General features: G+C 54.5%; 25 protein-coding genes. 5 read left to right on the top strand and 20 right to left on the bottom strand.

The annotated features are described in order from the left end of the window. Positions 1 to 4: 4 nt before the first annotated feature. Positions 5 to 2,821 (bottom strand): PAS domain-containing methyl-accepting chemotaxis protein, encoded by a 2,817-nt coding sequence (locus BC777_RS01215; RefSeq protein ID WP_133122499.1) that lies wholly within the window; start codon positions 2,819 to 2,821, stop codon positions 5 to 7. A gap of 171 nt (positions 2,822 to 2,992) precedes the next feature. Between BC777_RS01215 and BC777_RS01220 the strand changes: the two genes are divergently transcribed. Further along, positions 2,993 to 4,579: an HAL/PAL/TAL family ammonia-lyase gene (locus tag BC777_RS01220; RefSeq protein ID WP_100366347.1), complete on the top strand. Its 1,587-nt coding sequence runs from the start codon at positions 2,993 to 2,995 to the stop codon at positions 4,577 to 4,579. A gap of 11 nt (positions 4,580 to 4,590) precedes the next feature. On the opposite strand, the gene gvpA is transcribed toward BC777_RS01220, so the two are convergent. The 19 genes from gvpA to BC777_RS01315 all read right to left on the bottom strand — a co-directional run bounded on the left by gvpA (position 4,591) and on the right by BC777_RS01315 (position 16,866). Further along, the gene (gene gvpA / locus BC777_RS01225) at positions 4,591 to 4,803 is read right to left on the bottom strand and encodes a gas vesicle structural protein GvpA (RefSeq protein ID WP_100366348.1); all 213 of its coding nucleotides are present in this window, start codon (positions 4,801 to 4,803) and stop codon (positions 4,591 to 4,593) included. Between the two features lie 122 nt (positions 4,804 to 4,925). Next, positions 4,926 to 7,214, bottom strand: a complete 2,289-nt coding sequence (locus tag BC777_RS01230; protein WP_100366349.1) for a coiled-coil domain-containing protein — start codon at positions 7,212 to 7,214, stop codon at positions 4,926 to 4,928. 61 nt (positions 7,215 to 7,275) lie between these two features. Next, positions 7,276 to 7,605, bottom strand: a complete 330-nt coding sequence (locus BC777_RS01235) for a gas vesicle protein K (RefSeq protein ID WP_100366350.1) — start codon at positions 7,603 to 7,605, stop codon at positions 7,276 to 7,278. Beyond that, the gene (locus BC777_RS01240) at positions 7,602 to 8,219 is read right to left on the bottom strand and encodes a GvpL/GvpF family gas vesicle protein (protein ID WP_100366351.1); all 618 of its coding nucleotides are present in this window, start codon (positions 8,217 to 8,219) and stop codon (positions 7,602 to 7,604) included. Before BC777_RS01240 ends, BC777_RS01235 begins: the two co-directional genes overlap by 4 nt. Next, entirely contained in the window at positions 8,216 to 8,428 is a 213-nt protein-coding gene (gvpJ, locus tag BC777_RS01245; RefSeq protein ID WP_100366352.1) for a gas vesicle protein GvpJ, read from the bottom strand. Before gvpJ ends, BC777_RS01240 begins: the two co-directional genes overlap by 4 nt. Then, complete coding sequence (locus tag BC777_RS01250) at positions 8,412 to 9,137, bottom strand: GvpL/GvpF family gas vesicle protein (protein ID WP_100366353.1); 726 nt, start codon at positions 9,135 to 9,137, stop codon at positions 8,412 to 8,414. Before BC777_RS01250 ends, gvpJ begins: the two co-directional genes overlap by 17 nt. Continuing rightward, positions 9,138 to 10,076, bottom strand: coding sequence for a GvpL/GvpF family gas vesicle protein (locus BC777_RS01255; protein ID WP_133122500.1), 939 nt, complete (start codon positions 10,074 to 10,076; stop codon positions 9,138 to 9,140). Between the two features lie 97 nt (positions 10,077 to 10,173). After that, complete coding sequence (locus tag BC777_RS01260; protein WP_100366355.1) at positions 10,174 to 10,404, bottom strand: gas vesicle protein GvpG; 231 nt, start codon at positions 10,402 to 10,404, stop codon at positions 10,174 to 10,176. Next, positions 10,404 to 11,174, bottom strand: coding sequence for a GvpL/GvpF family gas vesicle protein (locus BC777_RS01265; RefSeq protein WP_100366356.1), 771 nt, complete (start codon positions 11,172 to 11,174; stop codon positions 10,404 to 10,406). Before BC777_RS01265 ends, BC777_RS01260 begins: the two co-directional genes overlap by 1 nt. After that, positions 11,171 to 11,710: an Hsp20/alpha crystallin family protein gene (locus tag BC777_RS01270; protein WP_100366357.1), complete on the bottom strand. Its 540-nt coding sequence runs from the start codon at positions 11,708 to 11,710 to the stop codon at positions 11,171 to 11,173. Before BC777_RS01270 ends, BC777_RS01265 begins: the two co-directional genes overlap by 4 nt. Next, entirely contained in the window at positions 11,707 to 12,027 is a 321-nt protein-coding gene (locus tag BC777_RS19730; protein WP_100366358.1) for a gas vesicle protein, read from the bottom strand. Before BC777_RS19730 ends, BC777_RS01270 begins: the two co-directional genes overlap by 4 nt. Next, positions 12,027 to 12,335: a gas vesicle protein GvpO gene (gene gvpO / locus BC777_RS01280; protein ID WP_100366359.1), complete on the bottom strand. Its 309-nt coding sequence runs from the start codon at positions 12,333 to 12,335 to the stop codon at positions 12,027 to 12,029. Before gvpO ends, BC777_RS19730 begins: the two co-directional genes overlap by 1 nt. Positions 12,336 to 12,355: 20 nt before the next feature. Next, on the bottom strand, positions 12,356 to 12,580 hold the full coding sequence (locus BC777_RS01285; RefSeq protein ID WP_100366360.1) for a hypothetical protein: 225 nt from the start codon (positions 12,578 to 12,580) through the stop codon (positions 12,356 to 12,358). Further along, a complete protein-coding gene (locus tag BC777_RS01290; protein ID WP_100366361.1) occupies positions 12,577 to 13,530 on the bottom strand; it encodes an AAA family ATPase in 954 nt (317 codons plus the stop codon). The genes BC777_RS01285 and BC777_RS01290 overlap by 4 nt, the downstream gene beginning before the upstream one ends. A gap of 133 nt (positions 13,531 to 13,663) precedes the next feature. Further along, positions 13,664 to 14,992 (bottom strand): 4-coumarate--CoA ligase, encoded by a 1,329-nt coding sequence (gene pcl / locus BC777_RS01295; RefSeq protein WP_100366362.1) that lies wholly within the window; start codon positions 14,990 to 14,992, stop codon positions 13,664 to 13,666. Then, positions 14,970 to 15,455 (bottom strand): hypothetical protein, encoded by a 486-nt coding sequence (locus BC777_RS01300; protein WP_100366363.1) that lies wholly within the window; start codon positions 15,453 to 15,455, stop codon positions 14,970 to 14,972. Before BC777_RS01300 ends, pcl begins: the two co-directional genes overlap by 23 nt. After that, positions 15,452 to 16,015 carry a hypothetical protein gene (locus BC777_RS01305; protein ID WP_100366364.1) on the bottom strand — a complete coding sequence of 188 codons (564 nt, stop codon included), beginning with the start codon at positions 16,013 to 16,015 and terminating at the stop codon, positions 15,452 to 15,454. Before BC777_RS01305 ends, BC777_RS01300 begins: the two co-directional genes overlap by 4 nt. 23 nt (positions 16,016 to 16,038) lie before the next feature. Beyond that, positions 16,039 to 16,413: a photoactive yellow protein gene (gene pyp / locus BC777_RS01310; RefSeq protein ID WP_100366365.1), complete on the bottom strand. Its 375-nt coding sequence runs from the start codon at positions 16,411 to 16,413 to the stop codon at positions 16,039 to 16,041. 15 nt (positions 16,414 to 16,428) lie between these two features. After that, a complete protein-coding gene (locus tag BC777_RS01315; protein WP_100366366.1) occupies positions 16,429 to 16,866 on the bottom strand; it encodes a hypothetical protein in 438 nt (145 codons plus the stop codon). Between the two features lie 224 nt (positions 16,867 to 17,090). On the opposite strand from BC777_RS01315, the gene BC777_RS01320 reads away from it, so the two are divergent. From BC777_RS01320 to BC777_RS01335, 4 genes are all read left to right on the top strand, one after another. Beyond that, complete coding sequence (locus BC777_RS01320; RefSeq protein ID WP_100366367.1) at positions 17,091 to 17,555, top strand: hypothetical protein; 465 nt, start codon at positions 17,091 to 17,093, stop codon at positions 17,553 to 17,555. An 86-nt stretch (positions 17,556 to 17,641) separates the two neighbouring features. Then, the gene (locus BC777_RS19485; RefSeq protein WP_245834106.1) at positions 17,642 to 18,505 is read left to right on the top strand and encodes a hypothetical protein; all 864 of its coding nucleotides are present in this window, start codon (positions 17,642 to 17,644) and stop codon (positions 18,503 to 18,505) included. A gap of 631 nt (positions 18,506 to 19,136) precedes the next feature. After that, a complete protein-coding gene (locus BC777_RS01330; protein WP_100366368.1) occupies positions 19,137 to 20,153 on the top strand; it encodes a glycosyltransferase family 2 protein in 1,017 nt (338 codons plus the stop codon). Further along, entirely contained in the window at positions 20,150 to 21,067 is a 918-nt protein-coding gene (locus BC777_RS01335) for a glycosyltransferase (protein ID WP_100366369.1), read from the top strand. Before BC777_RS01330 ends, BC777_RS01335 begins: the two co-directional genes overlap by 4 nt. The last annotated feature ends 13 nt before the right edge of the window (positions 21,068 to 21,080 follow it).

A 21,080-nucleotide genomic window follows, 5' to 3' on the forward strand; every position in this document is an offset into this window, starting at 1 on the left:
CCCGCTATTCTTCAATTGCGGCACTGAGTTTGTCGGTGATTTGAACAACTTGCGACATTTTCTGTGTTTGCATGTCACTTTCGGTGATGATGGCTGAGATTGCGTCGGCGTTTTGGGCCAGTGTCGCGGCCTGTGTGCCAAGGTCGTCAAGCACGGCATTGGCGTTTGTAGTTCCTGCGGTCAACAAACCGCTGGCTTGTTCGACATGGCGGCTGATCCCGCGCGCGGCTTCGCCATTGCGCTCTGCAAGTTTGCGCACTTCGTCAGCGACGATTGAAAACCCGATCCCATGCTCGCCTGCGCGTGCAGCTTCAATTGCTGCGTTGAAAGCCAAGAGGTTCGTCTGCACGGCGATTTCGCCCACGACTTCAACAATTTCGGCAAGTTCTGATATCTCGCCCGAGGCATTGTTGAGGTTCTGGAGCGTCTTTTCCACTTTGGCTTTGTTTTGCGCGGTCAGGTCTTGTGACGATTTTGTTGTGACGGACAGATCATCGGCTTCCCGTTTGATCTGTGCCGCTGATCCTGTGCCGCCCTGGATCATCGCCGCGATTTCATCGCTGCTGTCGCGCGCTTTGTTTTCAAGGGCGATGAGTGCAGAGATTTCAACACCGGATTTGATGACTTTGGTGACTTCACCATCAATGTTACGGACCGGGTGATAATTGGCCGCCATATGGACATCGCGGTTAAATCGCGCAATGCGCCGCACACGCCCGGTGTAGCTTTCGCCTTTGCCCAAGTTGAACCAAAGGGTCCGGTATTCTTCAGTCTGGACGTAGTCGGGCGAGCAGAACATCGAATGATGCTGCCCGACAATCTCTCGCAGCGAATAGCCAAAGGTCTTTAGGAAGGTGTCATTGGCCCGCAGAACATTTCCAGCGGTGTCATATTCCACGACAGATTGCAGCGCATTCAAGGCGTCAAGCTTGGAGCGTGTTTCCAGACGGGACAGTTTTTCCGTCGTGATATCGCTGGCAAACAGAATGACACTGGACACATTCTGCTTGGGGTCAAGGATGGGGCTGTAAGCGCCCAGCAACCAGATGTCTTCATCGTTTTGATTGCGATGTCTGAACTCGCCCGTTTCGCTTTCGCCGCTGGTCACACGATCCCACATTTTACGGTGATTGTCGCTTTCCTTGGTGTCATTGGCATAAAGTGTACTGACTTTCTGCCCTTTCACTTCCTGCTCGGTCACACCGAAAGCGGACATGAATTTTTCATTCACATCAATGACTGTACCGTCCGGTTTATATTCAATCATCATCTGGGTCAGATTGATGGCGCGCATGCGTTCATCCAGTTTCATCTCGCGGATATTGCTGGCGGTGACATCAACGAAAAATAGCGCGAGCTTCCAAAAATTGCCGTTTGGCGTGAAAAGTGGCACATAGATCGCTTTGATATAGACGGTCTCACCGTCTGTGGTTTGCATTTCGTCGGTTTTTTCGACCCGCGTGCCTTCGTGCATGCGGTCCCAGAAGTTGCGATAGATGGCGTCTCCTGCCATGCGACCCGAAAACAGGTCTTTCAGGCTCTTGCCGTTCATCTCTTCTGGTTCAATCTTAAAGAGCTTGCGGAATGTTTTGTTGCCCTTAAGCAGTGCGCCCGCACCGTCAAATTCGGCCCGCCCGATCATATCCTCAGAGGCAGCCAGCATCGCGCGGCTGTCGATATAGTCTTCGTGTTCTTCAGTAATGTCGTCACCAACTTTGATCACTTTTTCTAGCTGGCCTGCTTCGTTCATGACCGGGATCAGGGTCGTTGCAAGCCAAACCAGGCTTTGGTCCTTGGCCCGGTGCCTGATGCGCAGGTGCTGTGTGCGCCCATCCGCAAGATCTTCCCATGTCTTCTTGTAAAGGGTGCCTCGCGCAAACCCTTTGTCACAGAAATCATCGTCATGTTTGCCAATTGCATCATCCGGGTCCTGTCCCAGAATGTCGGCCATTTTCTTATTGATGGCCGAGATATGGCGATCCTTGTCAAAGGTGCACATTGCCAGGCCATCCCAGAGCGCATTGCTTTGCTCGATCGCTTTTTCAGCGGCATAGGTGCTTTCCGACACATCCATCAGGCATTGCAAGACCTGGCTTGCCTGCCCGCTGCTATCTTGGATGGGGGTGTAGATGCAGTGAAACCAAACCTCTGTGCCGACCGCTGTCAGATGCTTATAACGTCCTTCCACCGTGCGCCCTTGACGCAACTTTTCCCAGAAGTCGAAATATATCTCAGACTCGCAGACCGCCTTGGGCCAGATTTTATCATGATTCTGGCCGACCAGTTCTTCGCCATAGTCTTCCATCGCGGTCATGGCGCGGTCGTTCAAGCTCAGGATATTGCCATCCAGATCAAAGGTGATCGTGCCAACGGCGGCATCCATACTGCGAAGAAGGGGCGTTTGTTCGTCCGTATCCGCTGATGTCGCGATCGGTGCAGCTTCGGTCAACTGGATCAGCGCGTGTGTGACCTGATCATCCGTGCCGCAAGGCGTTGCGAGAATGTCACCCGAAACCGAAAGGCCCAATGCACCTTCAATCATGCCAGACCAATTGCAATCCATGCCGGATTGCAAGCTGTCCCAATAGCTATCCGTTTCCCCGCCCCCAGTCATTTCAGCAAATGTCGGCTGGATCGGGTTGCTGATATCGAGGCCAAGCTGCATTTGTGCCGTTTGATTGGTCGTACATAAGCTGCCGGTTTCGAAATCAAATAGCAGCAAAATTTTAGCGGCCAACAGCCTTTCAGCAACCGGGCCGATGACATGCTCTAACAGCAATGCAGGCGTATCGGGTTCAATACTCAAGGGTTCTTCTGTCATGACCGATCCTTCGTTTTCGATCACAGCCCTACACCCATACCTTTAAGGATTTCTTTTCATCGCATTGGCAATCACGCCGATGACAATAAAGCGTCCCGGCACATGCTGGCCTTAGGACTGCATTAACCAAGTCACCCTTAGTGTCACTGACAGCACCAAGGGGGACTTTCTATGCATCTGCGAGACTGCGCGCAAAAGAGCCATATTGTTCTGGACCGGCAAGTGAGCATCACCGATGCCGTTGCAATCATTGATCATGGGATCAGTATTGAATTGCATCCGGATGCTGTCGCGCGCTGTGTCGCCGCGCACCAGCGGTTGCAGCAGGTGATCGCTGAGGATCGACATGTTTATGGGCTGACGACAGGGTTTGGGCCGCTGGCCAACAGGCTGGTCGACACGTCATCGGGCGCGTTGTTACAGCAAAATTTGGTGCATCATTTGGCATCCGGTGTCGGGCCCGCGCTGGGCTGGCGGGCAGCAAGGGCGATGGTATTTGCGCGGCTGATGTCCATTTTGCAAGGCGCCTCTGGCGCTTCAGAATTGGCAATCAATGCACTGATTAAATTGATAAATTCGGAACTCGCACCTGAGGTGCCCAGCCAGGGTACAGTTGGCGCATCAGGTGACCTGACACCGCTGGCGCATATGGTGCTTTGTTTTCAGGGCCGTGGGGCGTTCTTTGACAAGGCGGGGCGGTTTTATCACAGCCAAAATGGGCTGGATCAGCTGGGTATCGCGCCGCTGGATCTTGCACAACGTGACGGGCTGGCGCTGGTCAATGGGACCTCAGCCATGACCGGGATTGCGGTGTTGAATGCAGATTTGGCGGGACGTGCGGTGGGTTGGTCCATCGCGCTGACCGCCGCCATGGCAGAGGTTCAAAACGCGAGGACCGAAGCCTGGCATCCGGCCTTTGGTACCTTGCGCCCCCACGCCCGGCAGATTGAAACGGCGGGGCTACTGCGTGCAGCTTTGGTTGGGAGCGAGCGGGTTGAACGCAGGTGCCTGGCAGATCGCATTTTGACCGATGTGCCCCGCCAGACCGAGGAACGCGCCGGGCAGGACGCTTATACGCTGCGCTGCGCGCCTCAGGTCATTGGCGCTGTGTGGGATATGCTTGACTGGCATAATCAGGTGGTCACGACTGAGCTGAACGCCGTAACAGACAATCCAATTTTTCCGCTACCGCATGATGACGGGCCGCTGGTGCTGCATGGTGGCAATTTTATGGGGCAGCATGTCGGTTTGGCATCCGACGCTTTGGCCACAGGGGTTTGCGTGCTGGCTGGTTTCGCCGAACGGCAAATGGCCCGGTTGACGGATGAAACGTTGAACCGTGGATTGCCCGCATTTTTGCATCAAGGTGTGGGCGGGCTGAATTCCGGGTTGATGGGCGCACAAGTAACCGCAACGGCCTTGGTCGCTGAGATGCGCACGCAGGGTGCGGCATCGGCCCAGTCGATTTCAACGAACGGTGCCAATCAGGATGTGGTGTCGATGGGGACGATTGCAGCGCGTCATGTGCAACACAAGCTGGATATGCTGATGCGTGTGCAGGCCATACTCGCACTGAGTATGGCGCAAGCGATAGATATCCGGTCACAAGATCAGACCGGCCTGTCTTTCTCGCCCGTGGCGCTGAAATTACAGGCCTATGTCAGGGGGATCAGCGCGCCATTGACGCAGGACCGGCCATTGGGGCGGGACATTGAAGCAATCGCCAAAGCGTTTGCTCAGGATGCCCCGCCTTCATGACAGCGCACGCTTTATGCGGTGGCAGGGTCAACCGTGAGACCAACAGCCTCTGCGTATTTTAGCCAGGTTTCCACTGATGACACGACGGCACGTACCTCGATTGCGATCAGTTCGATCCCAACCAATGAAATCCTGACGAAGGCGTCAATGACGATGCCCTTGTCCAAGATACGGTCGACGACTTCCGCAATGGATGCGGATGCAATGTTCTTCTCGATTGCCATTTATTTTCTCCATGATTGATAGCGCTCTCAGCCTTTTGACGTTCAAGGCTCAATCCTGATTAAATGGCAGTCGATAATATTGTGTTGATTGCTGCGGTTAGTTGGCAAAAGTTTTAATCGTTTTAACCGGGGTTGTGATCGACCAAGGGGGGGGATTGGTGCGTATGGTCCATGATTTGTTTTGCGATCAGTTCGGCAAAATCCAGGCGCAATGCGTCCAATGAAATGCGATTGTCGGAAAAGCTTGGCGCTGTTTCGTCCTGATGAGGCTCGGCAGGGTTTGGCGGCAGTTGCACTTCTTGGGGTGCTTCAATTTGCGCGGCGATCCCTTCAAACCGTTCTAAAATACTGCGCAGTGCTGTTGCAAACTGCGCAAAGCTAGCCCTTTGTGCGGTCAGATCGATCGTCGGTAATGGCCGTTCGCAAAGGGTCGCGATATCGGCGCGTAATACGTTCAGGTCATCGCGCTGTGCCTGAAGAATTTCACCAACATCCGCTTGTGGCTGTGCGGCCACCGCAGAAAGGGATGCTTCAATCCGGGTCAGCAGCGGGGTCAGGTCTGGTTGCGCGTTATCGTTACCCATGGCATCCGCCGTGGTTTCAATGCGCGCTATAATTGAACTGATGGCATTGGCAAAATATGCCATGCTGCGTCGCTGTGCTGTCTCATATGTGGCTGGGTCAGCACGGAGGCTGAGTTCAGATAATTGACCAAGGATAGTATCACTTTGTTGCGGTAGCGGGGCAAGCGAGGCTGTCAGATCGGCAAATTGCGCAGGCAAGCCACTGACCGATGCAAAGGTGTCAGACAGCATATCAAGCTTGGCATGCAAATCCTGTGTATCCGTTTTCTGGCTGGTTTCATGAACCTCGGAAAGATTTGCCATCGCCAATTCCATCCGTTCCAAAACGGGCGCTATTGCCGTTTGGAACTGGAGCAAACCTTGCTGCTGTTCAGTCAGATCAGCCAACTGCGCTGGTAGGCTTTCGACAGGCGCGAGCGTATCTGCCAGCGTGTCTAGTTTATCGTGCAGGTGCTGCGTTTCGGGCTTTTTGTTGGTGTCTTCGACCTTGGAAAGGTTTGTAATCGCCAGCTCAACCCGCCTCAAAATCGTTGCCATTGCCGTTTGGGACTGGAGCAACCCTTGCCGTTGTTCTGTCAGATCAGCAAACTGGGCAGGCAGGCTTTCGACAGGCGATAGCGTATCTGCCAGTGTGTCTAGCTTGTTGTGCAGGTCTTGCGTTTCGGGCTTTTGGTTGGTTTGGCCAACGTCAGCAAGGTCCGCAATGGCCTGTTCCAAACGTCCAAGAACGGTATTCATGGCCGTTTGGAACCGTGCCAATCCTTGTCGCTGTTCGGTCAGATCAAGTGTCGGATCCGGGCGTTGCGACATCGCGGCGACATCGGTCACCAGCGTATTAATTTGCGCGCTCAGTTGATCTTGCGCAGGATCATGTGATTTTTTGTCCGTAAGGCCACCCAATTGCTCTGATATGGTTGCCAATTTGTCGCCTATAGCTGCGAGACCGGGCAGATTTTCGAGCGCGGTCTTGAGTTCCGACAACTGCGCCTCTGTCGTTGATGAGTCTTCGGTCGTATCGTGCATGGTAATCAGTGTTTTGACATCGTTGGACACTGTACTCAGCCCCTGCGTTAGGGCCTGTTCCATCGCGTTGATCGCTTCGGTCTGAGGTGTGAGATCGGGCGCAGGAGTGGCGGCTGTTTGCGCCGTCAAGCGGGTTTCCAAGTCGGCTATCAAAGTTTCAATGGCGTCGGCTGTGGGCAAGGCTTGCTGTGCCGCGATCAGAGGTAAAAGCTGCGCGATATCGCCGCGCAGTTGCGCAAGATCTTGCGATATGCGATCCGCATGGGGGGGCGATTGCATGGTTTCAGTCAACGTTTCAAGCTGCGTATGGAGCGCGTTAAGCGCGCTGTCTGTCGCGGCGTTGTTACTGTCCTGCGGTAGGTTTCCAACGGCTGTGGCGACACTGGTTAGCTGGTCTTGTAGGGTTTTGCCAAGTGTCATCTGTGCGTCAAGAACAGCCAGTAATTTTTCATCATCGCGCGGGGTAGGCTGACGTGCGTCCGCCGCGTCAACCTGTTCGAGCCGCGCAAGAATAGCGTCAAGCTTGGCATCGGTCTGATCGACCGTTTGGGTGTCGACCGGCACGATGGGTTGCGCAAGGCCGATCAGGGGTTTGGGCAATGCACCTTTGCATCCCAACACAACTGTCCCATCTTCGAAAGCTGCGGCAAAGGTAACCTCCGGGAAGTCCTGAGTCTTTGATACGGCAAAAACCGGGTCAACGGCGGTATCGTTTTGCACAAAATGGGTGGCAATCCCTGCCTGCAAAAGCTGTTGAATGTGCGGCTGAAAGGACTGCCCCATTTTCGTTTGATCCTGTTGCATATGCCGCATCTCTTTCGCGATGACACTATTTGAAAATGGTTGATAGGACGTTACCGTATTCTCAGATTGTCTTACCCAAGGGCCCTAGGTCCAAGGCAAGGTCCTCCGGAGCGAGCCCGAACTTTGCGGCTAGATCGTGGATTGCCGCCTCTGCCTTCATCAGGGTTGTGCCTAGCTTTTCTTCTTGTGTTGCCGATAGCGCACCTGCGTCCATGCGGCGGATCGCCTGCAACTCCATCAATTGACGCAGAAATTCCATGAGGCCCAGAACGACGCGTGCCAAATCCTGTTCTACCGTTTCGGGATCAATCGTGATGCGGTCCGTCACAGCGGCAATGCGCGCGATCCTGTCCTGTACCTGTGCGGTGTCATTTGTACCAATCCGGGTCATTCTGCAGCCTCAGTTTTGCTGGTCAGATCTACAAACCCAAAAGGCGGCCATAGCCCGGTGACACAAAGCCGCATATCCGGCGGCCCCTGCATCAGACGCGCAAGATGCTGCATCGCATTGTGGACACGGTTTGTGTCGTCGCGTTGTACCAACACATCGCAGCTTGCGCTGTTTTCGGTATGGCGCGGTTGCGTTGTCGGTAACTTCAAATGCGCAACGATATCGGCCAGCATTGTTCCGCAGTGCCGCTGCCGTTGTCGTTGAGCCTGACGCGTTTTGAGCCAACTGCGCCCATCTTGCGTGCGATGTTCTTGATCCGCCGCCATCCTGACCGCGACAGAGAATTGACCACGATCTGACAATTTGCGCCATAGCGCATCAAGATCAGTCGTACGGGTGAAGCTTGTTGCATCATATATTGCGATGTTTTGTGCGGGCGCGGTGGGTAGAAAATCAAGACCTGCGTCAAAGCAACTGACCTGTGCTGCAAGCCGATGGCGTGCGGTTTGTATTGAAGGATCGTCAGACACCAATATGGTCCAGTCCCCACAATGTAATGACCGCACGCCAGAGGGCAGATTGGTGCGGTGACGTGTCCATCCCAGCACCGTCATCTTGTGATGCCTTCAGGTCGCATCTTGTCCGGTGAGGCCAACAGCAAATCCAACCCCAGAAAAACAAGATCAACATCTGCCACTGTCAACCAAAGCTCGCCCCTGATGACAACGCCGTGACGCAAAAGGCCATCGACAACATCAACCAATGCGGTGTCACTGGACCTGATCGCATCCTGCGGGGTCGCCATTTCAAGCGCGAGCGACATTTTGATCCTCTGGCAAAGTGGGGCGCAGCACCGCGCTGGAGTAGGGCGGCCATGGTCCTGTGATTACCAGATCGAGGCCCAGGTCCAATGCCATATCATGCATGTTGCGCGCCATATGCCGCAACTGTGTGATATCGGACTTGGCGATCAGAACAATACAATTGAGCAGTTTATTCGGCTTGGAACAGGTGGACGGTGTAATCTGCAAGGTTGGGGTTTGAAGCTGATGCAGGATATCTTGCGCAAATGCCTGACGATCCCTTTGCAGATTATGTCGCCTGTCGCGCCTGCCGCGTTGTCGGTGCAAGAAATCGCGCCCAGATGCGGCAGGAGCAGCCTCTGGCTTTGGCATGTCAGTGCCAGTCAGTTGAACCGTGAATTCTTGCACGTCTCGTAACACACGTAAGGCAGCGATATGCGCATCCATATCAGCGTTGAGTTCTGCCGCAATGGCAGACCTGTCAGAAAAAACCGCCCCAATCGCCATTGGGACAACCGTTGTGTCAGCGCAATAGGCGGTCAGGATGGCGTTGTGTTTTACGGCCCAGGTTGCCAGTACATCGGGTGAAAGTTCCTCATCCATGTCAAGATGTGCGATAGTGCTGATCAAGGCGCTGACCGGACCACAGGGTAGGATTTCGTGGTCCGCCGCTGATGGCTGCGGTTGCGTATGTGCCGGGACAAGCCCGTGTAATTGAAAGCGCTGCATTCAAGCCACCTTTCGTTGCGCGAGGAAGGCCGCTTGATCATTGGATGTTGTGGTACAGAGGATAAAAGATTGCGGATCGGGGCCGACACGCGCCGCCGCCTCGAGAATGGCTGCGCTTCTTCTTATCTCATTTGCCTGTGCTGGTGATTGCAACAGCGCTGCGCGGCGCGCGGTTGCTATCGCTTGTGGTGCGTTATGCAAGTCGCAGCCCAGCATCCGCGCGGCCCTTTTTAGCGCGCCGGTCGTGATCTGCTGCGGGATGATGCTTGCGAAAGAAGTTGCAGGTGCGGGACCGACTTGTTTGATCTGCAAACCTTCCGTCCAGATTGCATCAATTCTTTCAAGCGCCGCATCAAGGGCTACGACTTGACTGGCGTTTTGCAAGACCGCCGCGTTGAACAGAATGTCAGGAACGACGGGCAATGGAAGAATATCGTCGGCAACATCTTCCAGCGTATCTGTCATGGTACGACACAATCTGGCTGAAAGTGAGGCAAGGCTGGTTGTTAATGCCTCTTGCGTCAGGGTGTCGGCTGAGAAGAGACCAGCCAGTTCAGGCGCATCGCGAAATTTGGTCAGAACGCCCTGTGCGTCCCAGCCGATCATGATCTGGAACTGTACCTTGCCCGCCAGTCGCACTGCCAAATTGTCAAACAAAGGTTGATTGGCGGTGATCAGCGAAGGGATGTCCTCATCGCTCAGAAAGACATTTGGACATAAAGGCAAGACAGTGCCCAAGGGCATACACCCTTCCAGCCAAGCCTGTCTTTGCGCTGCGGATTGAAGCGCGTCTTTGCGCGACATCGGTAAGCTGATCAGCGGTTTGGGATGCGAGGATAAGACGGCTGTGTACCCATGCGCCTGGACAAAGCGCAGCGGCAAATCTTTGGGCGGCGTGACCGGTTCCGGTACGACAGCGATGATTTCATAAGATGTCATAGGGCGTCCGCCCGCAATGATAGTTGGATCAGGCGCTGCAGACACAGCAACGACGCCTTAAGGTTTCCGATATTCATCAAAGTCATGTCTATTTTTCTCATTCCAGGCCTCTGATCCGCAATAAAATCTTGGTTTCTGCCTCGTCATAGGCCTCTTCACTGATCTCGCCCGACAGCAGCTGACGTTCGAGATTTGCAAGTGCTTTGCGCAGCGTGCCAGGGGCGTTTTGCTCTTTGGTTGCGGCCTCTTCGACTTTGCGCGCCACCCACAATGTACCGTTGACGGGGCCTTTGACCGGCAAGGTCAGCAAGGATCGCAGCACACCCATTAGGCTGCTGCCTGATCAAGGTCGAGCCCAAGGTTCAGGCGCACGAAATGGTACATCGGTACCGGGCCGATCATCTGGATCAAAGGTTCTGCACCGGGCGCAAAATCGAGCTTGGCTGCGGTCGCGGCGACAGCATCCTGAAAGCTATCTTGTGCATTGGCGTCCACTAGAAATTCGGCGCGCAGTACTTCGGTGTCTTCTTCGGGTTTGCGCAGCACATGGTCTCGCGTCAATGGACGAAGCGCTGCCAAGGTGGCGCGTTGGGCCACACCGCGGCGCTGGTCAAGAAGGTCGGCCAATCGCCCCCCGAACTCTGCGATGGCAAAATGTGCCTCTGGCCCGCGTTTGCGCAAGGCGACCTGCTGGGCATAGAGTTGGGTGTCACTTTGCAGTGCGGCATCCAGTGCGACCTGTCGGGGAAAAGAGATACGAACGCCGAGTTCGATAGCGCCCGTCACCTTCGCGAATTGTGCGGTGATTTCAGTAGCGTTTTCTTCTACTAGGGCTGAGACTTGCGCCAGATCCTGTGCGACCAGACCAAACCGTGCCGGTAGTATCGTGCAGATTGGCAGGACCGTTTCCAGAACCCTGGTATGTGCCAAAAGCAAACGCCGTTTGGGCAGTATTTCCTGATCATCATGATCCGAATAGATAAGGCACCACGGTCCGATGTGCGCCAACTTGAGCGGGCCTTGCAGGCCTTGCGCATGCGTCAGCATCCCCGAAAGCACGGTCTCTTCGGCGGCGGCGAGACCATAAAGATAAATCATGTCTGAGAGCCTTTCGCAATCTCAACGGTCAGGACACCATGCGCTAGGGTCATGGCAATATCATCCAGTTGAAATGAGGCGCCGATATTGATGCGTGCGTTGTAGTTTCGCGCGCCGCCGGTTGTGATGCAGAGGACAGTTTCATCCCGTTCAAGGTTCAGGTCCTGATGCGACACGCCAGGGATATCTGCCATGATGGTCCAGACGGCATCACTCTCTGTCAGCGTATAGGTGAGGGGGTGGGATGACAATGCGTCTGGCTCTGCGGTGGTATCCTCCTCCTGCTTTGTCGCCGCGGGCGCCTGTGGTACCGTCACGTCCATGCCACCCACGCGAAATTGTACGCCTGCATAGGCCCGCACAGGCCCACGTGTTGTTTCAATGACATGGTCACGCGCAACTTCTCCTTCGGGGCGATCTTTCAGCGCGTCTATGATGTCGCCGATCGCGTCACCTAGCGCTGTGGCTAAGTTGCTGAGCCCATCATCGATGCGTTTGGCATCGTCTGCGCGTTTGGATTTCTTACGGTCCGTCATGAAAGCGTGGCCTCTTTGGTTGTTTGAGCGGTCAATGCGGCTTCCAGCTTATCGATACGCTCCAGCAAGGCGGCGTTCTGGGTGGCCAAGGTATCGGCCTGCGCCGAAAGACGCGGGTCATTTTCCCACCAGTTAATGCCCATTTCCTTGGCTTTATCGACGGTCGCGATCAAAAGGCGCAGTCGGATGGTCAGCAGTTCAATCCCGACCAGTGAGATCGAAACATCGCCGGCGATCACCACCCCTTTGTCAAGGATACGTTCCAGCACATCGGCAAGCCCATCGCCTTGCGCGGGACCCTGAATGTCATAGGCCATTAGTTTTCCTGATCCTCGCGGTGATAACGCCGCAATCGGTTGAAATTGACCAGATCGGCGTGCGCATTGATTTGCACCGCATATGTGGTCAGAAGATCATTGTCGCCCATACGCGCAAAGCTTTCGATCACATCAATGGCGACTGTCCAATCCCCGTCATCCGCGCGTGTACACTGCACAATTGCGTCAACCTGCTGGCCGGTCATTGAGCCGATGGCCGCTTTGGCGGCATTGATCGCGCCCAGCATTGTCAGTGCCTCTTTGTCCTTTTGGCCTGACTTGAATTGGACCGCTGTGTTATGTGTCATCAGTTGTTCTTTCGCTGGGACTAACCATTTAGGATATCCATCACCGTCTTGCGTTGCTTTTGATTGTGATCCAGTTCCGCGCGATAGCAATCAGCGCGTCCCTCGGCTTGATCAATGCCCATTTGCAGGCGTGCCGCGTCAAATTCCAACCGCACCAGTTTAATCGCTGCATCCTTTGGCGTGCGCGCAACAGCACTGCCGGCCATGCGCGGGCGCTTGGGCATTTGGGTTTTGGGGCGCTTCATAAGGCCGGCTCCTCTTGTGGGTTCTGTTCAAGATATTTTGCGATTTGTCCGGTGGTCACCACGATGCCCCGGCCAACCAAGACATCAGCCGCAATTTGCGCCAAAAGCGCGTCAGATAATACGGATGTGCGCAACCGCATCGCAGCAATTTGTGCGATCAATATGCAGGCGCGCATGGAACAGGACGTGTCGTCGCGCGCGAGGGTATTGACCAAATGAACGATCCGTTTTGCCAGCGCAGGCGGCGTGCCGGTCCTTGCCGCAACGATGCCGCTTTCGGTTTCGGTGGCATAGCGTGACATTTGAAATGTCACCATCCGGTCAAGCAAGGCGTCGGGGGATGCATTTACCCCCGCATAATCATGTGGATTGGACGTCAGGATGATGCGGAAATCGGGATGGGCATGAATGTATTCGGCGGTGGCCAATGGATCTGCAGCAACCAGAATGCCCTCTTCCAGCACGCTGAGCAGTATGCCATTCGCCTTGGGGCTTGAGCGCGTAAATTCATCGTAAACTAGCGTATGGCCTTGTAACATTGCCTCTGCCAGCATGGCATTTTCCCAATCGTAACGGGTGGTTGCCTCGCTTCGCCGGACCCGTTGAATGTATTTATCGACAACTGAACGGGTTGATTGCCCGACCTGCTTTCCCACCATATCTTCGATGTTAAGCCAGTCGTTGCCGGTCATGACACTGACAGGGCGCCCGAGCCGGCTTGCAATTTCCAGCGCGACAGCCGTTTTGCCGCGACCCGCCGTGCCTTGAAAGTGGATGGGCACACCTGCGCGTGCGTAGAACAAGCCGCGTTGTACAAGTGCTGAAATTTCCTCATTTTCGAAGAATTGGTTCTTCTGACGCAATCCCGCCCACGGGTTGTAGGGCGGCGCATCGCTGTTGAGCGGCGACACCGGTTCTATGTCATTCAGGGATGGTAGGTGTTTTGTCAAACCTCAATCCAGTTCTAGGATGTGTCGCGACATGCGATGGAGCCAAGGTCTGCTATTGAGGTAAATTATTGGTGAATCAGCGTAGAATTAGTGGTTTCACTTTGTTGCGACGTGACTTGGCTGTGCGTGCCTATCAGTCACACCATTGCGGTTGATCACCGGTCCAATCCTGCAGCTTGCCCATGTCGTTGCATGGGCGTGTGGCACGAAACGTTAAGGTCGCCGGACGTGCCGGTGGTGCAAGGTGCTGCAAAAGATGCGCGCGGATGCGCTGCTCTAGCGCGTTTGTAGGATCATCTGGTTTCGACGGGATGATTAAAGCGTGTAATCGACCCGCGCTGACGCGTATATCGACAGAGTTCACCCCAAAAACCTTGCCGATCTGCTCTGCCACGTGTTGAGGCGCAACATTCACGCCAGCAACCTGCACAACATCATCCCGGCGACCTGAAATAGTAAATCTGCGCGGTCCGGTCCAGTTTATTTTATCTTGAATATCAAGGATTTTATCGACTGTGTCTGCATGCCTGATATGCGCATCTGCTCTTTCAAGATGGGCGAGCAGATGGAATGCATCATCCGATGCCTGCCGAAAACCTATGCCTCCGGTTTCGGTCGCGCCATATACTTCGGTCAATGAAGACAAACCCGCCATTTCCAACACGGACCAAGTCGTTGTTGTCGTGGGCGCACCCGCGCTGATACCTCTTACGCCAGGCTGGAATTGAAGGCCGCTCTTTATTAACCGTTCCCATATATACGGTGTCGCAATCACAAGATCACCGGCCTGCGCAACGGTAAAACCGCGTGTTGGTGTTTGCTGATGAAGATCGATCGTGTCGCATCCCGCCATCGTTGGCAAAATACAGGAAAACAAGAAGCCATAGATGTGATGCGGCGGGACCAGCGATAAAACACGCGCAGAAGGTTGCAACATTGGCACGGGGCCCGCAAGCAGCGTTGTTACCTCTGCTTGCAGCGCCCGCATTTCATGAATGATTGTTTTGGGTGCGCCGGTTGACCCCGACGTCAGAAATGCGATCTGGGTTGGTGTCTGCAACAACAAAAAATGTTGCATAATGAGTTCAACCCAATCACATACCCGTCTTTTGACGAGCAGATAGTCCTCGACCCCAGTGGTGTGCAACTGGAAGAACTGGTTCACCCGCAAGACCAGATCTAGCCTAGACAGGCTGTCAAAGCCCAAAGACGTCTCATCGATACTCAAGCGATCAATCTGCGCATCCGTCGCGCCAATTGATTGCGCAGTCAGGGCCTTTTCTTGCGCGACGACGCCAGCTTTGATCAGCCTTTCTTGTTCGACGGCAATGAGGCTGAGCAGCACGCGCCGAACAGAATCCCTTGCAAGACATGCCTCCATCATATGACCCGACGTGTCCTTCATAGGCCGTTGGTGGCTATCCCTGAGCCAAGTAGCATCATTGCCCGTGCTCAAGATCATAAAGAAATTCGCCTATGAGACTGCCATAGTGATGTCGGGCATCCGAAATATGGGCCATCAATTGTAATGCCCAAGCGCCCATTTCGCTGGCGGCCGCTGTATGTACATCAAAGTCAGTGCCTAACGGCACATCATTTGCTGCATCATAGCCGATCAGTTTGTCTATGGCGTCGTCAAGCGTAGCGGCTTCCCATGCGCGGATCGTGTCTTGCTTATCCTCGGACTGGTGAAAGAGACGGACGGCTGCGACAAAACCTTGCTCTGCGGTGCGGTAGAGGTTGATCTCATACCAATAAGGGATAGCCGAAGTGTAACTCATGGCCATTGCAAGTTCAGAACCGTCAAAGCGCAACGGCCGACCGCCGGCGCGTTTGATGTGATAGGGCATGGCGGTATGCGCAAATTGTGAAACACCGGCCGGAACGGCCTGTTCCGGTTGCGTCACTTCCATCATTGTTGTCATGTTCGTATCCTTTCAATTGGCAAACGCTCTGACTGGAGACAAAGCGATGTGAGAGACCGAAGGGCGCTGTAAAGTGGTGCGCGGGCATCCGGGCAAGGTGAGGGCGGTGTAAGTTGTTCGATGATTTTGCTGGCGCGGTCATACCAATTGGACAAATGCTGTTCGGGGGCCTGAACAGAAATCTTATTGGCATTGAACAGCGAGCGCGCCGGCGCGTCTGGCGGTATAAGCAAAGCCAAGGACATATAAATATCCCCCGCATTATCGACATAAATCGCCATGTGCTGTTGGAGAACCATGTCATCAACGCGTACTGGAACAATGTTCGCCACAACAAGTAGACCTTCAAAACGAAGGGGGCGTTTGCCATCCCGCCGCAGACTTTGCATCTGCGTTGCCGAGCGTGGCACGGACGTCGCTGTCGGAACAGTGTCGTGGATCATGCGCGCCGGTACTTCGCGCGCACTTTCGCCAGCAGCCGTAACGGATTGACCGGCAAGGAGTGCGCGCAATGCAGGCGTGATTGTCACGTCAATCTGCGGATTTATGTGCTGTCCCATGTACTTAGACGCCCAGTGTAATCTTAAGTGCGCTTTACAAACATCCAGCAATTCTGCCCGTCAGGTTGCGCCTTCAGGTGGATTTTGACCCCCACATCAGCCCCTTTGTAGGCAAATTTGTAGTCAAACATGACGTTGATTTGCCCGCTGCGGTGGAATTTCAGGAATTCGCCGTGAAAGCGTTTGCCTTTCGCGCAAGGTGCGACGTCGTTAAAAAAATCTTTGCCGATCATGTCTTCTGGTGTCCGGCTCGCAATCAGGCCTTCCGCCTTGTTGTATTTCACAATGCGGCCGTTGCGATCTAACATGACGGCGCCGAAGGGCAGGTATTCTGCGCGCTGCGGCTCACGATTTAGGATGTTATCCAAGTCTTGGCTGCCGAAGGGAATGATTTCCATGTTACTGTCCTTGCTCTAGGCTTGTGTTTTTGGGGTCATGTCATCACCGTTTTCGTTTTTCAGAAACGAATCTGTGCGGGTCAGTGACATGTCATGAACGCGTTTGAGGGCTTGGTTTCCAAACTCCTCTTGTTTTTTGGCACGGCCTTCGGGGGCGGCCCATTTGTAATCCATCTTTCCAACAGTCACGATGCACTGTGGAATAAGGTCAAACCGTTCCTTCATTGCGTATTTTGCCGAATCGACTTCGATCTCTTCAACGGCTTCGAATTCAACCATGGCATTGAGTTCTTCAATCACGCTTTCAGCTTCAAGCTTCGCGGTGTTTCCGATCACTTCTGCCGCGGCAAGCAAGACCCATTCGGGATGTTCGCCCCGGATAATCAGGCTACGCGCAGGTTCGCGGAATTCGTATTGCCCATCAGACTCACTCAGGCGTCCAATTTCATTCATTGACTATGCTCCTTTCGGCGCCTCGCGGCAGTGGCTGCCGGGATGCATTGCGGATGACGCTTGATCAGGCCGAATCATGAATAATTCGCAAACTCCCCCAAAAAATTGCGTATTTTCGTGATCGTGTTGATCCGTCAAAAACGGGACGATGAAATTAACTTCAAAGTAACCGCGCCTCTGCTAGGCAATCCTATCCAACCGGATTTTGCGATAGGAATTTCACTGTGCCACAGGCTCACCATCAGGATGATACGCACACGATGATTGATGCGCCCGACCTTTGGGAAATGGCTGTTATCGGGCGCCACGGCCGGCCGCCATTGCGTTTCAAAGGGCAGCGGCACGCGCGTATGCAACGTAGGGTTTCGGCACAGGATACCTTGAATATTGAACTTTGGGCGCGCCGCAAGGGCGACTTTGTTCTTGCTTATAGTGACGCAACTGTGAGCCCGACTAAAATACAGGCTGTGGTCGTTGACGGACAATCACAAGCCATGGATCATTTGGAGGCTTTATGCGCAGCAACAACCGTTCTGACAGCGCATAACGACCTGCCAGTCGCCTTGACGGAAGCGCTGCAAACGCTGCGTCTACAACAAGAATTTGCGATTTTGGTGGGCGATTTTCTGGCAGCCCTTGATGCTTTTGATGCGCGTACACCACGCGTTCGACTCACAACGGAGGCTTAGCAATGGAGCGAGAAAACTATCGTAAAAGAGCAGGCGAGGTCAGACGCTCCGCACGGGCCAATTTGCAAGAGATCAGGCGCGCGCGCATGGCGCGTAAGACGGCAATATTACAGGCCGCTGAAACGACGCAGGACGCAACAAAACCTGAAGAAAACTTGCCAATAGACGAGCAGATTGCCGATGCGGCGCTGCGTTCAGATAACCCATCTGTAAAAGTTCAGCATGATCACATCGTTGCAGAGGTTGAACCCGTCAGCGAGATGGACGCGCTTGATGAGTTGGCGGTCAAAAACGCGGCACTTGCCGAGATTTCCGAACCTGTACAATCCGGCCTTATGGACAATGTCAGTGCTGCGCCGTGCGATGTGGCTGTTGAAGAGGGCGCTATGCCGACTGACACTTCCGATGAGGCACGCGACATGATGTCTAATGCGCCTCAAGACTTAAATGCCGCATCGTTTGATGTGACCGACGGGGCAGGTGTTGGGCAACAGGCTGTCGCTGATGGAAGTTTCACGGTGCCACCCGACATTGCCGATCAGCTAAGCGCCACCGAGTCCCGCGCCATTGATGATATCAGCACCACACAGTTCCACTGTCAAAATGAGGACACGGTCGTTTCAGCAGTCCCTGAAACGGATGCACCTGCGTTGGGGACGGTCAATGCCAGTTCTGAGGTGGAAGAGCCTGCGCCTGACTTCGGCCCTGACATGACTGTCAAGGCAGCTGTGGGCCCGGTTGCGGATGATGCGTGGTCTGAAAGTGAATTGGCGCAGCTTCCCGGTGCGGGGCCTGGCCTGGTTTGGATGTTGGGGCAATGTGGTGTTACAACGCTAACACAACTCGCTGAAAGGGATGCATCTGTGCTGTCAAATCAACTGGGGGTGGTGGGACAGATATTAGACGTGTCCCAATGGGTCAGTTTCGCACAGGAAAACACCGTCGCTTAGGTTTTTTGCGCGACATCAGGCAATGTTCGAAATGGCCTTGGCGGTGTAAGCTGCGCATATCTTCGGCGGGGTGCCCCATGATGTATACCATCCGGCGATAGCTGGTATTTGGATAAAAGGCCGTTGTTGCCAATGGGTTCAATTATGCAAGATGCATAGGTGAGATCTGTGGCCCCGCATCCGCCATTGCCACATTGAAATGCTGGTTTTTCAAGTGAGTGGTGTGTCTACGCAAGATCGCGATCGCGCAGGATGTTGGCCGCTGGGCGCGCTGATGTCGTGTTTGCTTCTGTCAGCACCACGGTCCAGCTTACAGTATTGAAACAAAAAAGTTGGCGCATAGGCAAAGCGATGCTGGTGTGTTGGCTCTATTGTAGCAACTTCACGCCAGTTTCCCGATGTGACGCCCGCTATTTCGCGGCTCGGTTGCGGATCCGCGCTGGTTTATTGGGCGTATGCTGCTTGAGCGACTAAAAACCGCGCGTGCGATGGCAATCGACAGCCGACGCCACGTTCGCGGACGTGCGCCCGCTACATAGCAGACCTATACTGGGATCATCTGTTGACGTTGTTTCCCCAGTATTCGCTTTCGCCTTTTCAACCACTCATCCACATTGACCGGAAGCCAAACATGCATGCAAACATCCCATCACCTGAACCCGCCGCTGATCCGCTTGTCGTGGTCCCTTGCCTGAATGAAGCGGCGCATATTGCTGACATATTAACCCAATTGCGCCCGGCGATGGATCGTTTGGGCGGGCGTGTGGTTGTCGTTGATGGCGGCAGCACTGATGGCACGGTAGATATTGTTGCCAAGTTCGCGGCAGCTGACGCACGCATTTCGCTGCTCCACAACCCTGACAAGATACAAAGCGCTGCCATCAATCTGGCCGTGGCACAGGACGAAGGGCGGGCGGCTCATTTGATCCGGATAGATGCTCATTGTGCTTATCCTGATGATTTTTGTGATGTGCTGATGCAGCAGGTCCAGTCTGTACACGCCGATAGCATCGTTGTCAGCATGACGGCAGAGGGCAGCGCACCGGTTCAGCGTATCAACGCCATGACCCAGAATTCTTCAATCGGTAACGGCGGATCTGCTCATCGGAATCTGCCCGCCGCGGCCTATGTTGATCACGGGCATCATGCACTGATCAAGATCGCCGCTTTTCGCGCGATTGGCGGCTATGATCCGAGCTTTGCCCATAACGAAGATGCCGAATTTGACTACCGCCTGCGGGCGGCAGGTTACCGGATCTGGCTGACCGACGCGACGGTGATCACTTACTTTCCGCGTGCTTCACTGGGGTTGGTCGCCCGGCAGTATTTCAACTATGGGGCGGGTAGGGCGCGCAATCTGCTGAAACATCGGGTCACACCGCGGCTGCGGCAGACCAAAGTCATGATGGTGGCACCCGCGCTTTTACTGGCGTTGTTGGCACCGATGCATTGGCTTTTTGCCTTACCGGCGTGTTTGTGGGCAGCATATTGTATCTTCACCGGTTTGCGTATGGCGGTCACACAACGTGACCCGGCGCTGGCACTTTGTGGTATTGCTGCGATGATCATGCATTTGTCATGGTCGCTGGGTTTTTGGCAAAAGCTATTGCGCAACGCATTACCCTTCGGTCGGAGGGTTGCACAATGAACCAGACGCTTGAAGTGTGCGTTTGCACCTATCGTCGCCCGCAATTGGCCAAGACGTTGACCTCGCTTTTGGAATTGGTGACGCCAGAGGGTTATGATCTGTCTATTCTGGTGATCGACAATGATGACAAGCCCAGTGCTGAACCTATCGTCGCTGAAATTGCGGCCGATGCTGGCAAGCCGTTACGTTACGTGCATTGTCCGCAGGGCAATATCTCGGTCGCGCGCAATGGGGCGCTGACCCACAGCAAGGCCCGCTATCTTGCGTTTATTGATGATGATGAGGTCGCACCGCCGGATTGGCTGGTGCATCTGACGAAAGATATGGGCAAGGATGGCGCGGATGTCGTGCTTGGCCCGGTTGAGGCTGATTATACCGATGGTGCCCCCGCATGGATGCAGCGCAGCCGGATACACGCGACCATGCCGGTCTGGGTCGATGATAAGATTATTACGGGGTATACCTGCAATGTCTTGTTTGATCGCCACAGCCCCGCTTTGCGTGATTGCCTTTTTGATCTGTCATTGGGGCAGTCAGGCGGCGAAGATACAGCATTTTTCGCCAAAGTGGTCGCCAATGGGGGCAAGATCGCGTTTTCGCCTGATGCCGTGCTTCATGAAGCGATCCCGGCGGATCGGGTTAGCTTCAAGTGGTTGTTACGTCGCCGCTTTCGCATGGGCCAGACGCACGGGCGGCTGGTTGCCGAAAACGGTGCTTCGCCCCGGCTTTGGGTGATTACCGCGGGCAAGGTGGTTTACTGTGCAGGTATGGCGGTGTTGCAGGTTTTGTCGCCCGCGCGCCGCAACAAGGCAATCCTGCGCGGCGCACTGCATGTTGGTGCCTTGTCAGGTTTGGCGGGCGGTCGTGAGTTGCAGCAATACGGGCCGGAATTCACGCGGCGGCAAAGTGAATAACGCAGGCAGGTGC

The sequence above is a fragment of the Yoonia maricola genome, assembly GCF_002797915.1.
In the GTDB taxonomy this organism is placed as follows: Bacteria; Pseudomonadota; Alphaproteobacteria; order Rhodobacterales; family Rhodobacteraceae; genus Yoonia; species Yoonia maricola.

Bases quoted from the DNA above. Each gene is read 5' to 3' on its own strand.
- BC777_RS01215 (WP_133122499.1), bottom strand. From the start codon at position 2,821: ATGACAGAAGAACCCTTGAGTATTGAACCCGATACGCCTGCATTGCTG.
- BC777_RS01220 (WP_100366347.1), top strand. From the start codon at position 2,993: ATGCATCTGCGAGACTGCGCGCAAAAGAGCCATATTGTTCTGGACCGG.
- gvpA (WP_100366348.1), bottom strand. From the start codon at position 4,803: ATGGCAATCGAGAAGAACATTGCATCCGCATCCATTGCGGAAGTCGTC.
- BC777_RS01230 (WP_100366349.1), bottom strand. From the start codon at position 7,214: ATGCAACAGGATCAAACGAAAATGGGGCAGTCCTTTCAGCCGCACATT.
- BC777_RS01235 (WP_100366350.1), bottom strand. From the start codon at position 7,605: ATGACCCGGATTGGTACAAATGACACCGCACAGGTACAGGACAGGATC.
- BC777_RS01240 (WP_100366351.1), bottom strand. From the start codon at position 8,219: ATGACGGTGCTGGGATGGACACGTCACCGCACCAATCTGCCCTCTGGC.
- gvpJ (WP_100366352.1), bottom strand. From the start codon at position 8,428: ATGTCGCTCGCGCTTGAAATGGCGACCCCGCAGGATGCGATCAGGTCC.
- BC777_RS01250 (WP_100366353.1), bottom strand. From the start codon at position 9,137: ATGCAGCGCTTTCAATTACACGGGCTTGTCCCGGCACATACGCAACCG.
- BC777_RS01255 (WP_133122500.1), bottom strand. From the start codon at position 10,076: ATGACATCTTATGAAATCATCGCTGTCGTACCGGAACCGGTCACGCCG.
- BC777_RS01260 (WP_100366355.1), bottom strand. From the start codon at position 10,404: ATGGGTGTGCTGCGATCCTTGCTGACCTTGCCGGTCAAAGGCCCCGTC.
- BC777_RS01265 (WP_100366356.1), bottom strand. From the start codon at position 11,174: ATGATTTATCTTTATGGTCTCGCCGCCGCCGAAGAGACCGTGCTTTCG.
- BC777_RS01270 (WP_100366357.1), bottom strand. From the start codon at position 11,710: ATGACGGACCGTAAGAAATCCAAACGCGCAGACGATGCCAAACGCATC.
- BC777_RS19730 (WP_100366358.1), bottom strand. From the start codon at position 12,027: ATGGCCTATGACATTCAGGGTCCCGCGCAAGGCGATGGGCTTGCCGAT.
- gvpO (WP_100366359.1), bottom strand. From the start codon at position 12,335: ATGACACATAACACAGCGGTCCAATTCAAGTCAGGCCAAAAGGACAAA.
- BC777_RS01285 (WP_100366360.1), bottom strand. From the start codon at position 12,580: ATGAAGCGCCCCAAAACCCAAATGCCCAAGCGCCCGCGCATGGCCGGC.
- pcl (WP_100366362.1), bottom strand. From the start codon at position 14,992: ATGATCTTGAGCACGGGCAATGATGCTACTTGGCTCAGGGATAGCCAC.
- BC777_RS01300 (WP_100366363.1), bottom strand. From the start codon at position 15,455: ATGACAACAATGATGGAAGTGACGCAACCGGAACAGGCCGTTCCGGCC.
- BC777_RS01305 (WP_100366364.1), bottom strand. From the start codon at position 16,015: ATGGGACAGCACATAAATCCGCAGATTGACGTGACAATCACGCCTGCA.
- pyp (WP_100366365.1), bottom strand. From the start codon at position 16,413: ATGGAAATCATTCCCTTCGGCAGCCAAGACTTGGATAACATCCTAAAT.
- BC777_RS01315 (WP_100366366.1), bottom strand. From the start codon at position 16,866: ATGAATGAAATTGGACGCCTGAGTGAGTCTGATGGGCAATACGAATTC.
- BC777_RS19485 (WP_245834106.1), top strand. From the start codon at position 17,642: ATGGCGCGTAAGACGGCAATATTACAGGCCGCTGAAACGACGCAGGAC.
- BC777_RS01330 (WP_100366368.1), top strand. From the start codon at position 19,137: ATGCATGCAAACATCCCATCACCTGAACCCGCCGCTGATCCGCTTGTC.
- BC777_RS01335 (WP_100366369.1), top strand. From the start codon at position 20,150: ATGAACCAGACGCTTGAAGTGTGCGTTTGCACCTATCGTCGCCCGCAA.